Below are 16,899 nucleotides of genomic sequence, written 5' to 3' on the forward strand. Positions count from 1 at the left end.
TCTTCAATAGCGATGGACAAATATGCTCGAGACCTTGGGCCAATACGCCGAGGCGAAGTTTGGTTCGCCGCATTTCTTTCAGCTCACGCCGGAGGTTCTCCTGCTGGTCTGGGACCCGGCCCATCAGGTCAATGCAGCGCCCAGGCTGGTGGAGCAGGGTGGACTGGCTTTCGGCTCTATCGCGAGTGTCAGGCTGGCGCGGCTGGATGGCGGGTCACGTGTTGTATGGGCCGTTACTCTGAAGGAAAAAGCGCGGCTCAGCCTGAAGCTGAGCGCCGGTGCAGTTGGGGCCGAGGCAACGCTTGCCGTGGATGCCACGCGACCAGGCCCTCCCGCCGATGCCTTTGCCATTACCAACGGTCTCAGCCAGGCGGCCTGTGCAGTTTTCGTCACCACTTTCCTGAGCGCCTGGTCCGGCATGTTCCGGCTGGGGCGCTCCCGCAGCTTCGTCAATTTTGCACGGGAGTTGCTGCGGTCCGTCAACGACACGCCGCCTGTGGTGGAGGCGGTCGCCAGCATCGGGTCGGTCCGGTTGCTGGAAACCCTGATCAACAGCGACAGTACAGAGATCAAGACCGCGGTGCTGATCGGTGACGCCGGTGTCGTACGGCTGGACAGCGCGGTCTGCAACACGCCCTACAACAGCGGCAAAAGCAGGTTGTTTCTGGGCACCGTCGACACGCCGCAAACACCGGCCAACGCTTTCCTGGTGCTGTCCGGAAACTGGGGACTGGCGATCCGGCGGCTGGCAACGGACAACGTGAAACGCACGGTCGGCCAGTGGTGGGCCGCCAATTCCCGCAAGCTGCCGGAGGTGCGCGACTATCTGGTGGCGGACGTCGGCACGAAATCAGACGAGGCCCGCGCGGCTATCCGCGATCTGCAGGTGAATGATCCCCTGCCTGCGCGTCGGCACGGCGTCCTGTCGGAAGCCGGGTCCTTCTGCGCGGTCGAAACGGCTGTCGCCTGTGAAACCGGTGTGCTGGTTGGCGGCTGGTTGCGCGATCCCGGTCATGTCTACCGGGGCATTGATATCCTGGCCGGCAGTTCCGCACCGGTTCCCCTCAAATTGCACACATTCGACGGCGTTCTGCCGGAAACCCAGGGCGGCTATGCCATCAGGCGGTTTGTCGCGTTTGCGCCGGTCGGCAGGGTGTTGCAGCACAATCTGCAGCCCCGGTTCGAGGTCCGCCTGGCATCGGGTGAACGTGAAGTGCTGGTGCCACCGCCGCAGCCGGGCGACATTCCCGGCATAAGGGCAAAGGCGCTGTCGGTGGTCACGCCGCGCCACGCGGGCGACGATGTTCTCTCGGGCTGCCTGTCGCCTGTTCTGGCGGATGTCCAGTCGCGGTTCCGGCAGTCGGTCGGTACGCCGTCCGAAGTCCGGTTCGGCAAACCGCTTGCCGAGCCCACGGTGTCCATCGTGATCCCGCTCTACAAGGTTTTCGAGTTCATCAAGGCACAGCTTGCAGCCTTTGCCGCCGACAGTTGGCTGGCCGGGAACGCCGAGGTGATTTATGTGCTCGATTCTCCCGAGCAGGTGACCCATGTCGAGGATCTGCTGGCCGGGTTCCATCTTCTCTACGGCCTTCCCGTGCGCCTTGTCGTCATGGAGCGCAACGGCGGTTATGCGCTTGCCTGCAATGCCGGCGCCGAGGCGGCACGCGGGCGCTATCTGGCGATGATCAATTCCGATGTCGTGCCGGTGGAGGCTGGCTGGCTGGAACAGCTTTGCGCCAGTCTGATGATGGACGAGCAGGTGGCCGCCGTCGGTGGCAAGCTGCTGTATGCGGACAACGCCATCCAGCACGCCGGTTTGAAGTTCATTCAGGACGACAAGGGCCGCTGGTTCAACCACCACTACTTCAAGGGGTTTCCACGCCAGTTTCCCGAAGCCAGTTCTTCGCGCGAAGTGCCGGGGGTAACCGGTGCTTGCCTGGTGCTGTCGAAGGCCGATTTTAAGGCAGTCGAAGGCTTCACGACCGACTTCATCGTCGGCGACTACGAAGACAGCGACCTGTGCCTGAAGCTGCGCAAGCTGAACCGCAAGATCTACTACCTGGGCGACGTCGAACTTTATCACTTCGAGCGCGTCTCCATTCGCAAGAACGAAGACTACACGCGCGGCGTCGCCTCTCAATACAATCGCTGGCTCCACCAGTCCCGATGGCAGGACGACATCATTGCCCTGATGGAAGCTGCGGAGCAGCGTGAAAAAGGGCTGAGTGCATGAATTCGCCGGTTCTCATCAAGGATGCTGCCAGACTGGTGTCGTCGCCGCTCAACGCCGAACGGCTTGCGGACCTTCAGAGACATATCGGCCGTAACCGGTTCCTGCCGGTTCCGCCCAGCGAGGACAACTTTGTTGGCGATGGTGATTATCTCGCCATCGGAACGGAATTTCTGGGTCATTTCATCGAACTTGGCGGCCTTCACGCACACGAGCGTGTGCTTGATGTCGGATGCGGGATTGGCCGGATGGCGGTGCCGTTGACCCAGTATCTCGATCCTGAAGCTGCCAGATATGTGGGAATAGATCCCGCGTCCGCAGGCATTCAGTGGTGCACGCGCAACATCGGGTCGGTCTATCCCAATTTTCGCTTCATGCATCTCGACATCGCAAATGCGCTTTACAATCCGGACGGTTACATCCGCGGCACGGAGATCGCGCTGCCGTTTGCCAACGGCTCGTTCGATTTTGCCATCATGACCTCCGTGGTCACGCATCTGCCTTCCGAAGAGATCCTGCCCTATTTTCGCGAAATCTCGCGGCTCATGGAGCTGGGAGGCAGGCTGTTTCTGTCCGCCTTCGTCATCGCGCCGGACCGCGGAGCAGGCCTGAGCCCACGTGTCGAGTTCCGTCGGGACGGCGAGGGGCCTGCCTGGTATGGCAACCCGCGAGCACCGCTCGCAGCCGTCGCCTTCGACGATGGTTTCCTCGACAAGGCACTGGAAGCCGCCGGGTTCGAAATTGCGCTGAAGCGGTTCGGTCACTGGCGCGGCAGCAACGGGGCCCCGCATTATCAGGACTTTTTCGTTGCCGTGAAAACCTCGCGGGGGGTGTCGTAATGCGGATCCTCGTTTTCGCGCACAATCATCCGGACCTTCACCCCGGTGGCACGGAGACCGTCGCGCTCGAATTGGCCAGGGCCTATCGCGAGGCCGGGCACCAGGCGTTGTTTGTGGGGGCAACCAACCACCTGCACCGCGACCCGCATCCGGGAACGAGCTTTCAGGCGATCAGCGACAGCGGCGACGAGTTGCTGATGTGGGCCGGTCATTTCGACCGGTTCAACATGAGCCAGATCGACCTGCAGGCATTTGTGCCGGACATGCGTACGCTGCTGGAAAGCTTCCGACCCGACGTCGTGCATATCCACCATCTGCTGCTGTTCGGCGTTGAGCTGCCGGTGCTTATCCGGCGTGTTCTGCCCGATGTGCGCATCGTGATGACGTTGCACGATTATTACGCCATCTGCGCCAATGACGGTGTCCTCATGAAAACTCCGGATGAGACCTGTGCGGCACTCGGGCCCGGGGGCTTGTGCAGGTGCCTGCCGGAGGCAACGCCGAATGACATGCGTCTGCGCGAACGGTTCATCAAGACACATCTGGAGGCCGTTGATGAGTTCGTTTCTCCAAGTGCGTTTCTGCGCGACACCTATGTGCGCTGGGGGCTGCCGCCGGAAAAAATCAGGATCATCCGCAACGGTCGGCCGGAGGTGACACCGGCGGCCAGCCGGGCGGGTGCCGACACGCCAAAGGCCGTGTTCGGCTATTTCGGCAATCTGACGCCCTGGAAGGGTGTCGAGGTACTGCTGCAGGCGGCAAAGCTGCTGGTGGAAAAGGACATGGATTTCGAGCTGCGGGTCCATGGCGGCGCACCGTTCCAGAACCAGGAGTTCGTCAAACGCATCGATACGCTGTTCGAGGAGACCGCGCCCAGGGTGTCGCGTCTGGGGCCTTACAAGCCAGAGGACGTGGCTGATCTGATGGAGCCGGTCGACTGGGTGGTGGTGCCGTCGCTCTGGTGGGAAAACGCCCCGCTTGTCATCGCCGAGGCGCAGCAGCACGGCCGGCCGGTGATCACCAGCGGGGTTGGCGGCATGGCCGAGGCCGTCACCGATGGTGTTGATGGCCTGCATGTGCGCAAGAACGATCCGGTTGGACTTGCCATTGCCATGGCAACGGCTGCCGGAGACGCGGCGCAGTACCGGAAGCTGGCCGCCAACACCCGTAAACCGCCCACCGTCGGCGCTGTTGCCGAACAGTATCTGCGTGTCTTTGCCGACAGGCAAAACGCGGCAAGCGAACCAGCAGCCTGAGGAGACTGGCATGAGCGTAACCCCTCTCGAACAGGTGAGACCCGGACCGGACGCAAAGCCGCAGCAAGCCGGTGCTGACGGCAGCGAGCAGACTGTGACCGCAAGGTTGCAGGGCCGTGTCGACGCTTTTGAAAACGGACGGTTGCACGGCTGGGCCTGGGATGCCTCGAGTCCCAGCGACCGCATGACCATTCACGTCTTCCACGACGGAGAACGGGTGCTCAGCAAGGTCGCCGAAACCCAGCGCATCGACTTGAAGCGCAACGGCATCGGTGACGGCAGCTATGCGTTCGACATCGAGTTGCCCCAGGCGGTTGCCTCAGCGCCCGCCGGTCTTACCGTGGTTGCGGAAACCCCAAAGGGGGAAGCGCAACTGAAACTGCCGCGCCCCAGCGCCGAAGAAAGGGCCGCGGAAGCTGCCGTCGCAATGCCTCTGGCGGTGGTGATGGAGAAGCTTGATCGGTTGATCGTGGCGCAGCGCCAAAGCGCCATTGGCCAGCGAGATGCGACCGCGGTGTTGCGGGAGACGGTGCAGCGGATCGATGCGCTGGCCTCCAATGAGGGTGAGCTTGGCGAGGCCATGTCCATTCTCAAGAGCGGTCAGGGGGACCTCGCCCAGCGGGTGAAGGAGCTGGAAGTCTTTCTGGTGCGCTTCGATACGACGCTGAAGGGCTTCGATGACCGATTGAAGGCTCTGGGGGAGCAGAGCCGCAACAATCTCAAGGTTCATATGCTGGTGCTGGCGATCCTGCTCGGATTTGTCGGCGGCATGCTGTTTGCCGCTGCCGGCGGCCTGTGGAGGTAAGGACAGATGGAGCCTGTCGTCACCCTGGAAGGTGTGAAGAAGCTGCCCGCAGGTGCAGAGCGGCAGGCATCCGCGTTCAAGGCGCAGGGGGCGGTGGAACCGCAGGTTCCGCTCGACGGACATTCGGTTCTCCATGTCAGTCTCGACCGCGAAACGCTGTTGATTGCCGGTGTGGGAGAGGCCTTCGCCGGTGGATTGCCGGCCATCCTCAATGAAGATCCCAAGTTGACGGTGCCTTGCACGGTTTCCGTTTTGCCAGCCGGCAATCGTCTTTCGGGAAAGAAACGTCCCTTCGTCGCGATCCTCTCGCTGGCCAACAGCCCGGTTCTTCGGCCGGAGCGGGTGACCATTCGAAGCCAGGGGCGCGCCTATCCCTTTGCTGTCAGACATCAGGCTGCGGATCTCAAGAGTTTCCTGCAAAGTGTGGGTGAGCTGACGCCTCAGTCAGTGTCCGACATCGTCGACGGCCTGGTCCAGGCATTGTTGGGGGCTGGCACGGCGCCTCAGGCGATGCAGACGGCTGCGAGAATTGTCGATGCGGTGGCAGGGCGTGACGGTTTCATCGAGGTTCTTGGCGTCTTTGATGCTGGAGATATCTATCTTCAGGGCTGGGCAAAGGGCATGCCGGCAGGCATCAGCCGGGTGTTTGTTTACGACGGGGCGCTGAAACTTGGCGAACTGGCGGGTAGTCTGTTCGAGCGCAAGGACACCGGCGGCAAGGCCCATGGTTTTGCCGGTTTGCTGGAGGTCGAGGGCGGTCTCGACGCCGGGCTGCTGCGCAAGGTTTTCTTTCGGGGCCGCGCGGGGTGGAGCGCGGTCGAGGTTCATGAACACAGGACGATGCCGCCGGCCCGAGCTCTTCCCTCCCACATACGGGCTCTGTTGCCGAAGCTTTCCCCGGCGGGTGACGGCAGGGCCCGATTGGAGCTTGCGGGCCGGCGGTTCGACGGCCGGGAAACCGTTAGCGAGCTCGACGTCCCGGTCAGGGTCGGTATCGATTTCAGTGCTTCGCTGGATCGCGCCGGCGTCCTGTTGTCGGGCTGGCTGCTTAATCCGGAGGATCGTGTCGAAGCGGTTCTCCTGCGCTCGGGGTGCAAGAGCTGCCGGCTCGATACCCGGTGGACGACGCAGCCACGGCCGGATGTGACGAGCGCATTTGAAACTCTTTCCCCCTTTCTCAGCGGACCGGATGCGCTTCAGCGACACGGCTTTCTGGTTCACGTGCCCGCGGAAGAAATGTCGGGTTCCGAGGGAAGCTACCTCGAGATCGTGCTGAAGGACAGCCGCGCCGCCTTTGCCCCGCTGGCACTCGGCAGGGCCACACCGCGTTCCGCGCTCCGCCGGCTTTTGTCCGGGCTTGATCCGGCAACGGCCTTCCGCCCCGACTTTCTGGAACGCCATCTCCTGCCGGTCCTTCAGGCGAACGATGCGCCAGATCCCGTTGTTGTCGAAACCATCGACTTCGGCCCCGTCGTGGAAGGTGCGGTCTTTGCTCTCGTGGTCGGGCTGGATGGCAATTTCGAGACATCGCGGGTCCTGTTGTCTCTGTGTGCTCTCGATCCGCTGTTGCGTGGTGTGCCTGTTGTTCTGGTCGCTTCCCAGGCAGATGCGGTGGAGCAGATCGAGGATTTCAGACAGCTTGCCGGTTTCTACGGTCTCGCCGTCCGCCTGGTGCTGGCGGACCATGTCGAGGATGCGCTCGACGCGCTTCAGGCGGGCGTCGAGGCTTCTCCATCGGAAACGATTGTCTGTCTGTCTTCCGCAGTGCTGCCGCGCGGAGCAGGGTGGGTGGAGCCCTTGCTCACCGCGTTTCAGGCGCATGATGCGGCCTGCATTGTGGCTCCCACGCTGCTCTACGAAGACGAAACCATCAGATGGGGCGGGGCCTGGATTGAACCGGAGGACGGCCGCCATCTGTTGAAGCAGCATTACCTCGGTTATCCGCGCCGGACCCTTCACGGGGCGGATGTCAGCCCGGTTGCCGCGGCTCCGTTCGATTGCTGTGTCCTGCCAAGATCGGCGCTGGCGGAAGCCGGGGGCTTTTCCAGGAAATATCTCGGCACGGACGAGAAGGGTCTCGATGGAGCCCTGCGGCTGAAGCTGTCGGGCATCGGTTCGCTCTGGGTGCCGCAGGTGGAAATGATCCATGCCGAGGACGGGCGTCCGGGCGAGCGCTCCTGGAAGAAGCTGGTTGCCGAACTGGATCGCCGCAGTTTCGAGCGGATCTGGTCTCCGGTTCTTCCCGATCTGGCAGAGGAGATCGCATGACGACAGTTTCGCAGGAAAGACCACCGGCGACCGGCGAGACACTACGTGTGCTCGTCATCTCTCACGGCCATCCGACGTTGTCGCTGGGCGGGGCGGAAGTGGCGTCCTACAATCTTCATCAGGGCCTGAAATCCCTGCCGGGAACGCAATCGTTCTTCCTGGCAAGGGTGGGAGACGGTTACCCCCGGCACGGCCAATCCGCCCTCATGGGCGTGGACGATGCCGATGACGAGTTGCTCTTTCATGCCGATGATTACGACCCGTTCCTGGTGTCCAACCGCAACACGGGAGATCTTTCCAGGGATCTGCGCCGGTTCGTCCGTACCTTGCGTCCGGACGTGGTGCATTTTCATCATTTTATCGGCTTTGGCCTCGAGGCGCTCTACACGGTGCGCGATGCCTTGCCTCATGCCGTCATTCTGGTGACCTTTCACGAGTTTCTCTCCATCTGCCACCATCACGGCCAGATGATCAAAGCAGGGGGGCACAAGCTCTGTGACGCGGCCTCGCCGATTGCCTGCAACGGCTGTTTTCCGAAGATTTCGCCGGCCAGCTTCCTGCGTCGCCGGCAGTTCATCAAGTCCATGCTCGGTCTTGCCGATGGCTATATTTCGCCCAGCCGTTTCCTGGCCGACCGCTATGTCGCCTGGGGGCTGCCAGCCGACAAGATGACCGTGATCGAAAACGGCCTGAACGTGGGTGAGCCCGCGGCGCCCCGCCCGGTGGCGGCTGGTGGGCGCCGGAACCGTTTCGGGTTCTTCGGCCAGATGACCCCTTACAAGGGCGTGGACGTGCTCCTGGATGCGGTTCAGCGCATTCCCGAAAAGGTCTGGGGAGACAACGCTGCATTGACCATCCACGGCGGCAATCTGGAGCGTCAGCCAGAAGCATTTCGAAGCCGCATTGCCGATCTCCTGGAGGCCGCCGGGCCGCGCGTGCGGTTCGCCGGCAGCTACCAGAACAAGGACATGCCCTCGCTGATCAGGCAGACCGACTGGGTGATGATGCCGTCGGTTTGGTGGGAAAACTCGCCGGTGATCATCCAGGAAGCGTTCTTTCACGGACGTCCGGTCATCTGCAGCGGCATCGGAGGTATGGCCGAAAAGGTTCGCGACGGCACCGACGGACTGCATGCCTGGCCGGCAAGTCCTGAAGACCTGGCCGACCGCATGAGCGAAGCCTTGAGCGATCCCGGTCTTTGGCAGCGTCTGCGGGCGGGAATCCGCCCCCCGAAAACACATCTGGAAAGTGCCGGCGAGCACGTGACCCTTTATCGCGAGGTTCTCGATGGCGGCCTCGCGTCTCGTCCCGGTGCCCTCAAGCAAAGCGCCTGAGAAGACAAAGGAATATGGAATGACACGCGTTCTGGTGATGATACCGTCCGGCGAAGTCTACGACCACAACAATGTCCGCTGGTACAGCCATCAGGACATTCAGCGGAACCTGGACCACTATCACAACATCGGCGATGCCTTCGTCTTCGATTCCTCGCTGAAACTGCTGAAATACGACCGCCTGGAAACCCTGACGATCCGGGAATTCGACCCGGCGGAGGTCGACCGTCTGCGGGATGAATTCGACTATGTCGTGCTACGCGGCTCGAACTACATTCACGGCGACATGGACTGGGAAATGGCCGAGCAGGTGCTTAGCCGGCTCGGGCTTCCGGTGCTGGCCTTCGGCATCGGTGCCCAGGCGCCGGTGAATGGCAAGCTGGTGCTGTCGGAGGCCACCAAGAACGTCCTGCGTCTGATCGCAGACTCGACGGCTTCGGTCGGCGTTCGGGGCACCTATACCGCCGAGGTGCTGGAAGATATCGGCATTTCGAATACGCGGATCATCGGCTGTCCGACGGCCTTTCGCCATAACGATCCGGGCCTCCGGATCACGCTGCCCGAGATCGGGCAGATCAGGAAAGTCGGCCTGACCGTGCGGCGCGAAGTGTCGCCTGCTTATGCCAGGGATATCCGGCAGTATCTCACGTTTCACCGCGACCTGATCAAGTCCGTCGCGGCCCGCTTCGATACGGTTCTGATGGCGCAGGGCGAGCTGGAGGAAAAGAAGCTGGTGCTTGGAACGCCGGAGCAGAAAGAGCAGGCAATTGCATCGCTTCGGGAAAACGCCTGGGTTGGCGAGTGGTATCTGGACGATGACATCGAAGCTCTCTACCGAAGTTCCATGTTCTATTCGGACGTGGTTGCGGACTACGACGCTTGCGTCAAAGCCTGCGATCTGGTGCTCGGCTATCGCCTGCACGGCAATCTGATGGCTTTGGCCAATGGGGTTCCGGCGCTTTACTTCACCTATGACAGCCGCACGCGCGAATTTGCCGAGACGTTCCGGATTCCGAGTTTCGATGTCTTCAGCGAGAAGGTGTTCCGCCTGAGCGACTATTGGGATCAGGGCCTCTTCGACCGGTTCAACCGGGCCTATGAGGCCACCTATTACGCCATGAGCGATTTCTTGAGTGAGAACAGCGTGCCGCATGTAATGCAGGTGCGAGAGCCCATGCAACAGCGGCGAGTGGTGGCTCTTGTGTGATGTTGAAATGAAATAATTTCGAAAATCGAAGTATATTACATGTATTATTTATATAATATTTCGAGATGTATGATTTTATAGTATGTTTGTATCGAGAAATATATAATTATGTTTACATAACTCTTTGTGCGCCGCATTATTGTCATAATAAAACTTAAAAAATGTGCGTGTATATAAATTGAGCAGGCGGACTCCGGCAGGGAGACGCTTCACCGTTCAGATGGGGGCTTGCATGACAGTCGTGGCGACACAAGACACATTTCCCGTTCACAACGCAGCGCGAGAGATGCTGTTGCTGAAAGAACTGACGTTGATCGTCGTCGGTGTTTCAAGGCAGGAGATTCCAGGATCGTTGCAGGAGGCGGTCAAGACGGTCTGGTTTGAAGGGGTAGAGGATGGTTACGCCTTGTTTTCCGACGAGAGCGCTGGTCGCTTCCAGGTGGCGGAAGCCCCCCTTCTGCCGCTGGCGGTGATCATGGATCCGGCGGCAACAGAGGCCAAGGACGAGCTGCTGAAGTGGCTTCAGCAACGCGGTGCCGTTCAGTCGCCGCCGATCATCGGCTGGGGCCGGGGCGGTGAAGTGGAGGCAGTGTCCTCAATGGTCGGGCTGGTCGCAGATCACGTGAAATCGGGTGCGCGGCGCCTCGTCCTGTCCAGCAAGGAGCTGAAGACGCTTCGCAGCCTGAACGACGATTTACAAAACCGGTTTGCCGCGCTTGAGGCGTTTCTCAACCGGCATGGCCTGCAGCCGCTGGATCTCCTCTTCAGCAACGAGCCGGCGGAAAATCCGCTCAATCCGAATGTGCTGGCTAGCGCGTCCATCGATGGCGTCAGCCAGATCCTGCCGGTGCCGAGTTCCGGCGTCAGCGGCGTGGCGGTGCATGTGGAGCAGACCGGCAGCCGTTCCGACATCAAATTGCGCGCCCAGTTGATGACGCTGGAGGACCAGAGGATCGTCGATACCTGGCATTTCTCCAGCGGTGATCTTTCCACGGGCTGGAACATCTTCGGCCTGTCGCGCTCAACGGCGGGTCTGCGCAGGACCCTGGAATTCCGCCTGCAGGTTGAAGAGACGGAGGATGAGGTGCCGCTTCTGTCCGTCGGTGGCCTGCAGCCGGTCGAGATGTTCCAGGTGCGGGACGCTTCCAACGACTTGCCGGTTCTGAAAAACAGCCTCGCGCTTCAGGTCTGGGGCGGCATTCCGGGCGTTTCCATGCCACCGCATGCGAATTACATCCCGGCGCAGTCGCAGCAGGTCAACCAGGACGAAGGCTTCCGCGACATGCCGATTGCCCCGGGCATTCTGGAGCATGCGAGCCTTGCCAATTCCGATGAGGTGTCCTTCGACTTCGAAGCCATCATGCCGCTGCCGACGGAACGGGCCATCGGTTGCCATCCGCCAGCGGAAGGCATGACAATCGGGCAATTGCCGGCGGCCTGTCCGCCTCAGGTCATCCGCATGTCGGCCAAGGCTTTCATCGACAACAGCCGGGCGGCCGATATCGATTTCGCCATCGTGGTTGCCAAGGATCTTGGCGCGGCCAAAGCCCTCTTCAAGGGAGAGCGGGAGCAGGCGGTCGGCGAAGCGTTTTCCGGCTGGAAAACCGTCAGCTTCGGCGAGACGGCTCACTTGAGCGCCTTTGCCGGCGAGCGGATCGGGGTTTGGCAGAACGTCTATTTCGCCACCCGGATGAGCGAAGCGGGCGGAAATGATTTTGCCTGGGCGAAATTCGCCAACTTCCGTGCTGTCGTGAGCGGGTAGGTGGGCATGCTCCAGCACACTGGTTCAAGACCGGGCCTGCCGAATGTGCGTTATGCACGTTTCGGCGGTACCGGCATGCCCTCAGCCACGGTCGCCATCGTCATTCCGGTCTACAAGCACTCTGTCCTTCTGACCGAGGCCATCGACGCGGCTCTGGCCCAGCAGGCGCCGTTCAATATCGCGGTTGTCATCGTTGACGATGGTTGCCCCTTTCCCGAAACCGGGCAGACAGGCCGGGCCTATGCGCTTGCCTACGACAATGTCTATTACCTCAGGAAAGCCAACGGAGGTCTGAGTTCGGCACGCAACCACGGCATCGACTTTGCCCTGCGCAGCTTTTCCGAACTGGAGGCGATCTACTTCCTGGATGCCGACAACCGGATCACGCCATCGGCGATCCGGACGCTGCTCGAGTTCATGCAGTCCAGCGACGGCGTGGATTGGGTCTATCCCAATATCGACAAGTTCGGGATCGAATGGAACGGCAACTACACGGCGGAATATTCGCGCCTTCTGCACGTTACCTTCGACAATATCTGCGAGGCCGGCAGCCTGGTCTCCAGATCCCTCCTCGATGCCGGAGTTCGTTTCGACGAGAGCATGAAGTCCGGCTTCGAGGATTGGGATTTCTGGCTGCAGGCGATCTCTCATGGTTTCAAGGGCGCGAACTATCCGTTCTTCGGCTTCGAGTACCGCCAGCGCGCCGAGAGCATGTTGCGGGATTCCAACCGCACCCGGGACAGCATCCTTGGCTACATCAAGGACAAGCACAAGAAGCTGTTCTCCACCGAGACGCTGCTTGGCTGGGAGCACGAAGAAGCGCCACGGTTCGTCGCCTTCGGAGCGGACACCTATCTGGTCGACCTCTTCACAGACCCGGCGGTTGCGCACAACAAGCGCAGTATCGAGGAGTTCGTGAAGACGTTCTGGGCGGCGCAGGCAGAACCTGAAACCTATGGGGTGCCGCCGTTCTGGCTGTGGATGTCGCCGGCGCACCGGGACGCGCTGAAGAGCTGCGGCCTTTTACACAACGTTCTGTGGCTGACCGAGCGCCTGTCGGCGACCCATCACTTTGTCGCTATCCGGTTCGAGAGCGACAAGGACCGGCTTGCAATCGAGGTGAACGAACTGGGCGAAGGCAAGGAACTTGCCAAGAAGCCGCTTGGATGGATGTGCTCCCTCGACATCATGAAGCAATGCGTCGAGGACAAGTCCGACGACTGGATCCGGACATTGCGCGGCGCCAATCCGGCACCGAAGATTGCCGAAGTCGTCGTGCGTGGCCCTTTCTCGGCGGAAGATATTCAGGGTACGGCCCTGTCCGCCACAAACAGTCTTCTGGCGACGCTCGGGGCCTTGCGCGAATCCGGTTACCGGCATGGGCCCGGCAAGCGCTGGATTTGGCGTTCGGCCTATTTCCCGAACCGCAGCAAGTATTTCGAACTGCTGCGCCACAGTGCAGGGGCGTCTCCGGTGATGCCGCGTCTCGCCCGTGAGGGCGCACCGCTGAGGGTCGGTCTGCTGTTGCCGATCGCAACGTTCGGCGGCGTCGAGAAGGTCGCCTACGCAGCTGCGCGGGTTCTGAAAAAGGCCGGCTGCGAAGTCCATCTCTATGTGTTCGGCAAGCCGGTCTACAACCACATCGCCGACAACGACGGGGTGTTCGAGACCATCAACTTTCTGGCCGACGACTATCCGCTGTGGGGCGGGCCCAACATGTTCTCGGGCCACGACCTGCTGATGGGGCACGATGAGAACGCGCGGGCCGAAGAGGTTCTCGGGTTCCTGTCCGGTCTCGACGTGGTGATCAACAACCAGCTTGCCCCGGCCAATGCCATCTTCGGCGAACTTCGCCGGCGCGGGGTCAAGGTCGTGAACTATGTGCATGTACTGGACAGTTCCGAACTCGGCCGCCCAGCTGGCCACCCTTACCTGACGCTTGCCTATGAGCATATCTACGACAGTGTTCTGACCTGCTCGCGCGATATGGCGGAATGGCTGCACGGCATGGGCGTGCCGGTTGCCAAGTTGCTTCACATACCCAATGCAGCCGGTTACCCGATGACGCCGGAAGACGTCAAACGCCTGTCGGACACCCGTCAGCAGGACCGCGACGGCCGACTGAGGGCGGTGTTCCTGGGCCGGTTGGACCGCCAGAAAGGCATCGAGCGCATCTTTGCCGCAGCACGTGCCCTGAAACGCAAGGCCGTCGACATCGATTGGCGCATTGTCGGATCGGACGTCATGGACGACGGCGCGGGCGGCTCGTGGAAAGAGCGGTTCGCCGAGCTTGGTATCCGGGTCGATCCGCCGATCTACGACAGCCGCCGGCTCAGCCGGTTGCTGGCCTGGGCGGATGCCTTTGTGCTGCCGTCCCGCTGGGAAGGTGCGCCGCTCACGATTATCGAGGCGCAGCGGCTCGGCTGTGTGCCTGTTGCCGCCGATGTGGGGGCTGTGGGCGAGCTGATCGAGAACAAGGTCGACGGTCTTTTGCTGCGTTCCAGCGATGACGGCGTGGTGACCCACGACCTGATCACCGCCCTGGAGACATTGGCCAAATCCGAAAGGCTGCTTCGCTCCCTGTCGGCCAATGCCGCGCAGCGCAGTGCCGAGCGCAGCTGGGACAAGAGCCTGCAGCCGTTCCTGCGGCAGTTGCACAACTGGTTCCCGGACCGTCTTCAAAGCATCCGCCGGACCAAGGCGCCCGTCGCCCATATTTCCGGTTCACCCGAAACACCGGGTGGGGGCGCAAAAGCTGAAGGCGCGCCGCTCTTTCAGCAACGGGGACGGCAGACGTCCGTCCGGTAATCGAAGGGCCCGAGCCCACATTTTTGAAAGGTGCAGTTCACATGAAGAAGCTCTTCGTTCTCAACGGCGGCGCTGCCGTCAAGCCGGGCAACAAGTCGGCATTCCTGAAAATCGACGACCCTTTGTCGACCTTTGCGCGTGGCGGGATCAACACGGGTGACGTTCTCGTCTATGACGCCATGCTGAAGGCACTGGCCTATGACCAGATCACCAACGTGCAGTTTGCCCATGCGGCCGACGAGAAACTGTGGCCTGCCGATGACTATGACGCCACCGTCATCCGCGGGTCCAACTACCTCACCGAGACAGTCGACATCGGCAATGTCATTCCGCTCCTGAAAAAGCTCAAGGGCCCGATTGTGCCGGTGGGTGTCGGGGCCCAGGCGGCAAAATACAAGAAGCTGGAGTTGCCCAAGGGCAGCGTCGAGGCGTGGAAGATCATCGCCGACAAATGCGAAACGATCGGGGTGCGCGGCGTTTACAGTGCCGAAGTCTTCAACGATATCGGCATCAAGAACATCCGGATCATCGGCTGCCCGAGCTTCTATCGCAATCTGAGGCCGTCCATCGAGATCAAGCCATTCGATCCGGCCAATGCCCGCGTCGGCCTGACGCTGAACAAGTATCTGTCCGCCGACTATGCGTCCAACGCGACCAAGACCAACCGCATGCAACGGGCGCTCATCGAGGCCGTCGCCAGGCGGTCGTCCAATCGTCTCTATTCGCAGGGCGAGCGCGAGGAAACGCTGGCGATCTTCGAGACCGGCGAGGCCAAGCAGAAGCACATCCGTTCGATCCTCGGGAAATACAATCTGGAGGGCGACAAGGATGTCGAGGCGTTGATGAGCGAGCGGATGCAGGCGTTCTTCGACGTTGACGAATGGGCAGCGGATGCGCGGGACAATGTCGACGTTCTGGTCGGCTTCCGCCTCCATGGCAACGTCATCGGCCTGCATCAGGGCATTCCGGCCGTCTTCTTCACCTACGATTCCCGTATTCGCGAGTTGTCGACGCTGTTCGCGATCCCGTCGGTGGAGATCGAAGACTACATGCCGATCAATCTGGAAAAGATCTTCGAGAGCGCCGACTTCTCAAAGGTTCAGCATGTCTACCGGCTGAACTACGCCGAGTATCATCGCTTCCTGACGGAGAACGGTCTCAACCACGTGCTGGCGAAACCGGTGGCTTCTCCGCCCGAGCAGCCGCTGGTCAAGCCGAACCTGGTGAAGATCGACCAGTCGACCGAAGAGGTGACCGACTGGTTCCGGGGCGAGGTCGATTACATGACCAGCGAGATCGAAACCCTGCGCAGCCGGGCCTGGAATCTGGAACTGAAATTGCGCGAGACCACGTCGCCGGAGCCCGGCGCGAAACTGGCGAGCTGACCGGTTCGCGTGATCATGACACCAACCAGTTCCATGTTGAGCCGCCGCCGGTTTCTGACCGGGGCGGCGGTTGGCGGTCTTGCCGGGGCGGCGCTTCTTGCGTCGCCCCGGCGCGTGCTGGCTCTGACCTCAAACAATCTGCCTGCGCCCCTGCAGCGGATGGAGGGCGACTGGCGGCTGACCTTTCAGGACGACTTCGACGATCTCAGCCGGTTCCAGCAGACCTGGGAGCGGATGCGGATCGGAGGGCACGGTCACCCGACTATGCGTTACCCGAAAAACGTCGTGATGCGAGATGGCGAACTGGACCTCATGTTGGGCCATCAGGCCGACCCGAAACGACCTTTCACCGGCGGATACGTCCGGACCCGGAGCTTCCGCCAGACCTATGGCTATTTCGAATGCGAGATGCGCATTGCGCGCGAGGCCGGTGTCAACAATGCCTTCTGGCTGATATCCGACCGCGCGACGGAGGGAGACACGCATTTTGAGCTGGATGTGGCGGAGGTCAAATACCCGAACATCGTGCAGGTGTCGGCCCGCCGCTGGAGCCCGGAAAAGAAGGTGCTGGCCGCCAGTTACCGGGCGCATATACGCTTGGATGACACGTTTCACCGCTATGCGATGCTCTGGACGAAACGGGGATTCCGGTTCTACGTCGACGACATGGAAGTCTTCGACGCTCCGAATGATTTTGCCTTTACGCCGGCGCTGCTGCTTCTCAGCAATGCAGTCGCGCCCTTTGCCGGCAAGAACGACGGCGATGTGGCCGGAGCTGCAACCAGCATCCGCGCGGTGAGGGTGTTTCAGAACACTTCAGCCTAGAAACGACTGGCATCTGCCAATGAATTGAGCCGGCAAGTTCACTTGCCGGCTCAATGTATGTGTCGGCTGCTGTTCGCAATCGAGAATTTGGCACGATTTCGGAAATCGCTCATATGTATCCGGCCTGTTAGTCGGCTCGCGGGCCGTGGCCTTGATGGGGTTACGCACGCGCCGTGGTCT

General features: G+C 61.3%; 11 protein-coding genes. All 11 read left to right on the forward strand.

The window, feature by feature from the left end; translation table 11 throughout:
- The first annotated feature begins 22 nt into the window (after positions 1-22).
- The gene (locus FMN63_RS04290) at positions 23-2,233 is read left to right on the forward strand and encodes a glycosyltransferase family 2 protein (protein ID WP_148582711.1); all 2,211 of its coding nucleotides are present in this window, start codon (positions 23-25) and stop codon (positions 2,231-2,233) included.
- Positions 2,230-3,069: a class I SAM-dependent methyltransferase gene (locus FMN63_RS04295; protein ID WP_148582712.1), complete on the forward strand. Its 840-nt coding sequence runs from the start codon at positions 2,230-2,232 to the stop codon at positions 3,067-3,069. Before FMN63_RS04290 ends, FMN63_RS04295 begins: the two co-directional genes overlap by 4 nt.
- Positions 3,069-4,325: a glycosyltransferase family 4 protein gene (locus FMN63_RS04300; protein WP_148582713.1), complete on the forward strand. Its 1,257-nt coding sequence runs from the start codon at positions 3,069-3,071 to the stop codon at positions 4,323-4,325. Before FMN63_RS04295 ends, FMN63_RS04300 begins: the two co-directional genes overlap by 1 nt.
- Before the next feature lie 10 nt (positions 4,326-4,335).
- A complete protein-coding gene (locus FMN63_RS04305; protein WP_148582714.1) occupies positions 4,336-5,130 on the forward strand; it encodes a hypothetical protein in 795 nt (264 codons plus the stop codon).
- Between the two features lie 6 nt (positions 5,131-5,136).
- Positions 5,137-7,398, forward strand: a complete 2,262-nt coding sequence (locus tag FMN63_RS04310; protein WP_148582715.1) for a glycosyltransferase family 2 protein — start codon at positions 5,137-5,139, stop codon at positions 7,396-7,398.
- Complete coding sequence (locus FMN63_RS04315) at positions 7,395-8,732, forward strand: glycosyltransferase family 4 protein (protein WP_148582716.1); 1,338 nt, start codon at positions 7,395-7,397, stop codon at positions 8,730-8,732. Before FMN63_RS04310 ends, FMN63_RS04315 begins: the two co-directional genes overlap by 4 nt.
- Before the next feature lie 19 nt (positions 8,733-8,751).
- On the forward strand, positions 8,752-9,939 hold the full coding sequence (locus tag FMN63_RS04320) for a polysaccharide pyruvyl transferase family protein (RefSeq protein ID WP_162529980.1): 1,188 nt from the start codon (positions 8,752-8,754) through the stop codon (positions 9,937-9,939).
- 232 nt (positions 9,940-10,171) lie between these two features.
- Positions 10,172-11,701, forward strand: coding sequence for a DUF6212 domain-containing protein (locus FMN63_RS04325; RefSeq protein WP_148582718.1), 1,530 nt, complete (start codon positions 10,172-10,174; stop codon positions 11,699-11,701).
- A gap of 6 nt (positions 11,702-11,707) precedes the next feature.
- A complete protein-coding gene (locus FMN63_RS04330) occupies positions 11,708-14,509 on the forward strand; it encodes a glycosyltransferase (RefSeq protein WP_209000930.1) in 2,802 nt (933 codons plus the stop codon).
- Between the two features lie 41 nt (positions 14,510-14,550).
- Complete coding sequence (locus tag FMN63_RS04335) at positions 14,551-15,894, forward strand: polysaccharide pyruvyl transferase family protein (RefSeq protein ID WP_148582720.1); 1,344 nt, start codon at positions 14,551-14,553, stop codon at positions 15,892-15,894.
- Positions 15,895-15,909: 15 nt separating this feature from the next.
- Positions 15,910-16,719, forward strand: coding sequence for a glycoside hydrolase family 16 protein (locus FMN63_RS04340; protein WP_148582721.1), 810 nt, complete (start codon positions 15,910-15,912; stop codon positions 16,717-16,719).
- Positions 16,720-16,899: the final 180 nt, after the last annotated feature.

Source organism: Stappia sp. BW2 (assembly GCF_008107695.1).
Classification (GTDB): domain Bacteria; phylum Pseudomonadota; class Alphaproteobacteria; order Rhizobiales; family Stappiaceae; genus Roseibium.